The organism is Streptomyces flavofungini (genome assembly GCF_041028215.1).
Taxonomy (GTDB): Bacteria; Actinomycetota; Actinomycetes; order Streptomycetales; family Streptomycetaceae; genus Streptomyces; species Streptomyces flavofungini_B.
Genome location: NZ_JASKYR010000650.1, coordinates 1 through 4,010, shown reverse-complemented (window position 1 = coordinate 4,010; position 4,010 = coordinate 1). Strand labels below are relative to the sequence as shown.

Here is a 4,010-nt window from a genome sequence, read left to right as displayed (position 1 = left end):
TCGCGATCTATCGCGAGTGGGTACGCTGCTGGCGTGGACCTCGAAAAGCGCCCCTCCCAGCCCGCCTCCGCCGCGCCCGGACCGTCCGGACCGGTCGGCTCGCTCCGTGCCTCCGACGCCGACCGGGACCGCACCGCCGACATCCTCCGCGAAGCCCTGGCCGAGGGCCGGCTCACCGCGGAGGAGCACTCCGAGCGTATCGACGGGGTCTATCGCGCCAAGACCATGGCCGAGCTGGAGCCGCTGGTCAGTGACCTGCCCGCGGCGCACGGCCGGCCCCGGGCCGCGCACACGCCCGACCCCGCGCCGTCCAGACCGTCACCGGGCGCCGTCCCGCCGGTCGCCGACGAGAACCTGGTGGCGGTGCTCAGCGGCAGCGTCCGCAAGGGCCGCTGGCGCGTCGCCCGCCGCACGCACGCGTACGCCATCTTCGGCAGCGTCGAGATCGACCTGAGCGAGGCGATATTCGAGCAGCGCCAGGTGGTGATCAAGGCGGTGGCCGTCTTCGGCTCGGTCGACGTCCGCGTCCCGGAGAACGTCTCGCTGCGCGGCAGCGGCACGGGCGTCCTCGGCAGCTTCGAGGTCGACACCCTCGACTCGCCCGACCAGGACGCCCCCGTCGTCTTCGTGGACGGCACGGCGATCTTCGGCAGCATCGAGGCGCGCCCGAAGCGGGGTCGGTTCGTGCGTGATCTGCACCGGCAGCTTCGCAAACACCTGGGCCACTGACGTCACACGCGTCGTGCACGGAGGGGGCGCGTTCGCGTCGATCGGAACTCAGTGCATAGGCGCGTACACAGCGGGTAGAGCTGCTGCATCGTCTCTCGCTCGCGAAGCCGTCGTCAGGAGTAGGCCGTGCTGCAACCGTCGCATCAGTCCTCGCAGGTCGCCGCAGTTCCGGCTCAGCGAGGTCCAGTGCGGGACCGCAATGATGACGCTCCATGGCATACGGAGGCGGTGTGCCGACGTGACGAGGCCGGACTCTTCTTCGCGCCGTCCAAGGAGCCGACCGCGGCGAGGCTCTCCCGCGAGGAGGCGGCCAAGCGTGTCTGCGCCCGCTGTCCCGTGATGGTCGAGTGCCGCGAGCACGCCCTGCTCCAGCCCGAGCCGTACGGCGTCTGGGGCGGCCTCACCGCCGCCGAGCGCCGCGTGGTCCTGGCCCGGCGGCGCCGGCGTGACATGGAGCTGAAGAAGGCGGCGCACTCGATAGCGGCCGCCGGTTAGACCTCACGACGATGGGGGCGTCCCCCGCACGGGACGCCCCCATCGTCGTACGCGCGCACCGCCGCCGGACGCGGCGCTCGGCGCGGTCGGGCTGCTTGACGCTGTCGGACTACTTGGCGCGGTCGAAGTCGATGGCGCTGTAGGCGCGCAGCTTCGAGAGCCGGTGATCGGAGTCGATCTTGCGGATCGTGCCCGACTTGGAGCGCATGACCAGCGAGGACGTCGAGGCGGTGGCCGCGCGGTAGCGGACGCCCTGGAGCAGCTCGCCGTCGGTGATGCCGGTCGCCACGAAGAAGACGTTGTCGCCCTGGACCAGGTCGTCCGTGGAGAGGGTGCGGTCCAGATCGTGGCCCGCGTCGATGGCGCGCTGGCGCTCCTCGTCGTCCTTGGGCCACAGCTTGCCCTGGATGGTGCCGCCCAGGCACTTGATCGCACAGGCCGAGATGATGCCCTCGGGGGTGCCGCCGATGCCCATCAGCAGGTCGACGCCGGTGCCCTCGCGCACGGCCATGACCGAGCCCGCGACGTCGCCGTCCGAGATGAACTTGATGCGGGCGCCGGTCTCGCGGATCTCCTTGACGATGCCCTCGTGCCGGGGGCGGTCCAGGATCATCACCGTGACGTCCTCGGGCGAGGAGTTCTTGGCCTTGGCGACCCGGCGGATGTTGACCGACGCGGGGGCGTTGATGTCCACGTAGTCGGCGGCCTCGGGGCCGGTGACCAGCTTGTCCATGTAGAACACGGCGGACGGGTCGAACATCGCGCCCCGGTCGGCGGCGGCCAGCACGGCGATGGCGTTGGGCATGCCCTTCGCGCAGAGGGTCGTGCCGTCGATCGGGTCGACGGCGATGTCGACCTCGGCGCCGGTGCTGTCGCCGATGCGCTCCCCGTTGAAGAGCATCGGGGCCTCGTCCTTCTCGCCCTCGCCGATGACGACGACGCCGTTCATCGAGACGGTGTGGACGAGGGTCCGCATGGCCCTGACGGCGGCGCCGTCCGCGCCGTTCTTGTCCCCGCGGCCGACCCAGCGTCCTGCGGCCATGGCGGCGGCCTCGGTGACCCGGACGAGCTCCAGGGCGAGGTTGCGGTCGGGAGCCTCGGGAGAGACCTCTAGCTCGGACGGGAGATGATGCTCGGTCATCGGAGAGCACCTTTCTGCTGATACAAAAAAGTGGCGCGCCCGTAGGGCGTCCTTGGAAGGGCGGTGGTGAGTACGGGAGGGCGGCCGGATGAGGGTGTGCTCGTGACTCTATCCGCAGGCCGACAAAATGAGCAGTGCACCCCACGCATGAGCGGAGCCGGTGGGGGTGCCGCACCGGCCGGGGACGCCGATGGCGACACCGGGGGACGAATCGCATTCCGGGCCTGAGACCATGGGACGCGTGGCAGGCAGACAAGGCACCCAGACCGTCAAGAACATGCTGTGGTCGTTGGTGGTGATCGCCCTGGTGGCAGGCGTGATCTACATCTTCGTCCCGCACGACGAGTCCAAGACCCCGGTCAAGCGCGTCGACTACCGGGTGGAGCTCCTGACGGCCCGGCGCGCGGCGGCCTATCCCGTGGCGGCACCCGAGGGCCTGTCCAGGAGCTGGAAGCCGACATCGGTGCGGTTCAACGGCGCCGAGCACGACAGCTGGCACCTCGGCTTCCTCGACCCGGACGGCGAGTACGTGGCCGTCAAGCAGTCCACCGACGAGCCGGGCAAGTTCATCCCGCAGGCCACGCAGGACGCGCGGAAGACCGCCGCCACGGAGAAGATCGACGGCCGCACCTGGCAGCGCTACCGGGGCCCGACGTACGACGCCCTGGTGAGCACGGAGAAGGGCGCCACGACGGTGGTCGCGGGCACGGCGTCGTTCGGGCAGCTCACGAAGATGGCGGAGTCGCTGAAGACGGCGTGAGGCGGCCGAGGGCGTCGTGAGGCGGCTGAGGACGGCGTGAGGCCTTGAGGACGGCATGAGGGCGGCGCGGCCCCTCGGAACGCCCGCGTACGCGCGAAGGGCCCCCGGCGGTGTGCCGGAGGCCCTTCGCTGTCACTGGCGGGAGCGGGGTCGCTCAGACCGTGGTGACGACGTCCTCGTAGGAGAGGCGGGGGGAGCGCGGGAACCAGGCGTCCTCGCCGGGCTTGCCGATGTTGATGACCATCAGCGGGGTGTGGTCGCCGTCCAGGAACTCCTTCTGGAGGCCGGCCGGGTCGTAACCGGTCATCGGGCCCGCGGCGAGACCGGCGGCGCGCACGCCGACGATGAAGTACGCGGCCTGGAGCGTGGCGTTCAGCAGGGCGGCCTGCTCACGGGCGGGGCGCTCGGCGAAGAAAGCGTCCTTGGCCTGCGGGAAGTGCGGGAAGAGGGCCGGGAGCTCCTCGTGGAACTCGTTGTCGGCGGAGAGGATCGCGACCAGCGGCGCCGTGGCGGTCTTCGGGCGGTTGCCCTCGGCCATGTGCTGCACCAGGCGCTCGCGGGCCTCGGGGGAGCGGACCAGGGTGATGCGCAGCGGCGACTGGTTGAAGGCGGTCGGGCCGTACTTGACCAGGTCGTAGATCGCCTGGACCTGCTCGTCGGTGACCGGCTCGTCGGTGAAGGTGTTCGCGGTGCGGGCCTCACGGAAGAGCAGGTCCTGGGCGGCGGGGTCAAGTGCGAGAGACATGAGTCAACCTTCTCGGTACGTACGTGCTGGAAGTCGTCTGCTGTGGTTCAGCGGGCAGGTCCGACCGTACGACAGGTGACGTTTAAGATTCAACCAAAGCGGGGTCGCCGTGATCCGCTTCACAGGGATCTGTCCGAAAT

5 protein-coding genes are annotated in these 4,010 nt (G+C 70.3%); 3 read left to right on the top strand and 2 right to left on the bottom strand.

What is annotated here, in order from left to right; genetic code table 11:
- The first annotated feature begins 33 nt into the window (after positions 1–33).
- Both AB8Z36_RS31775 and AB8Z36_RS31770 read left to right on the top strand, forming a co-directional pair.
- Positions 34–729 carry a DUF1707 SHOCT-like domain-containing protein gene (locus AB8Z36_RS31775; protein ID WP_369216849.1) on the top strand — a complete coding sequence of 232 codons (696 nt, stop codon included), beginning with the start codon at positions 34–36 and terminating at the stop codon, positions 727–729.
- Positions 730–855: 126 nt separating this feature from the next.
- A complete protein-coding gene (locus AB8Z36_RS31770) occupies positions 856–1,224 on the top strand; it encodes a WhiB family transcriptional regulator (RefSeq protein ID WP_369216848.1) in 369 nt (122 codons plus the stop codon).
- Between the two features lie 109 nt (positions 1,225–1,333).
- Here the strand turns inward: AB8Z36_RS31770 and glpX are convergent, their stop codons facing one another.
- Complete coding sequence (gene glpX, locus AB8Z36_RS31765; RefSeq protein WP_369216847.1) at positions 1,334–2,365, bottom strand: class II fructose-bisphosphatase; 1,032 nt, start codon at positions 2,363–2,365, stop codon at positions 1,334–1,336.
- A 241-nt stretch (positions 2,366–2,606) separates the two neighbouring features.
- On the opposite strand from glpX, the gene AB8Z36_RS31760 reads away from it, so the two are divergent.
- A complete protein-coding gene (locus tag AB8Z36_RS31760; RefSeq protein WP_369216846.1) occupies positions 2,607–3,125 on the top strand; it encodes a DUF4245 domain-containing protein in 519 nt (172 codons plus the stop codon).
- A gap of 154 nt (positions 3,126–3,279) precedes the next feature.
- Here the strand turns inward: AB8Z36_RS31760 and AB8Z36_RS31755 are convergent, their stop codons facing one another.
- Positions 3,280–3,870: a malonic semialdehyde reductase gene (locus AB8Z36_RS31755; RefSeq protein ID WP_369216845.1), complete on the bottom strand. Its 591-nt coding sequence runs from the start codon at positions 3,868–3,870 to the stop codon at positions 3,280–3,282.
- Between the last annotated feature and the right edge of the window lie 140 nt (positions 3,871–4,010).

Excerpts from the sequence above, each read along its gene's own strand:
- glpX (WP_369216847.1), bottom strand. The coding sequence starts at position 2,365 with ATGACCGAGCATCATCTCCCGTCCGAGCTAGAGGTCTCTCCCGAGGCT.
- AB8Z36_RS31755 (WP_369216845.1), bottom strand. The coding sequence starts at position 3,870 with ATGTCTCTCGCACTTGACCCCGCCGCCCAGGACCTGCTCTTCCGTGAG.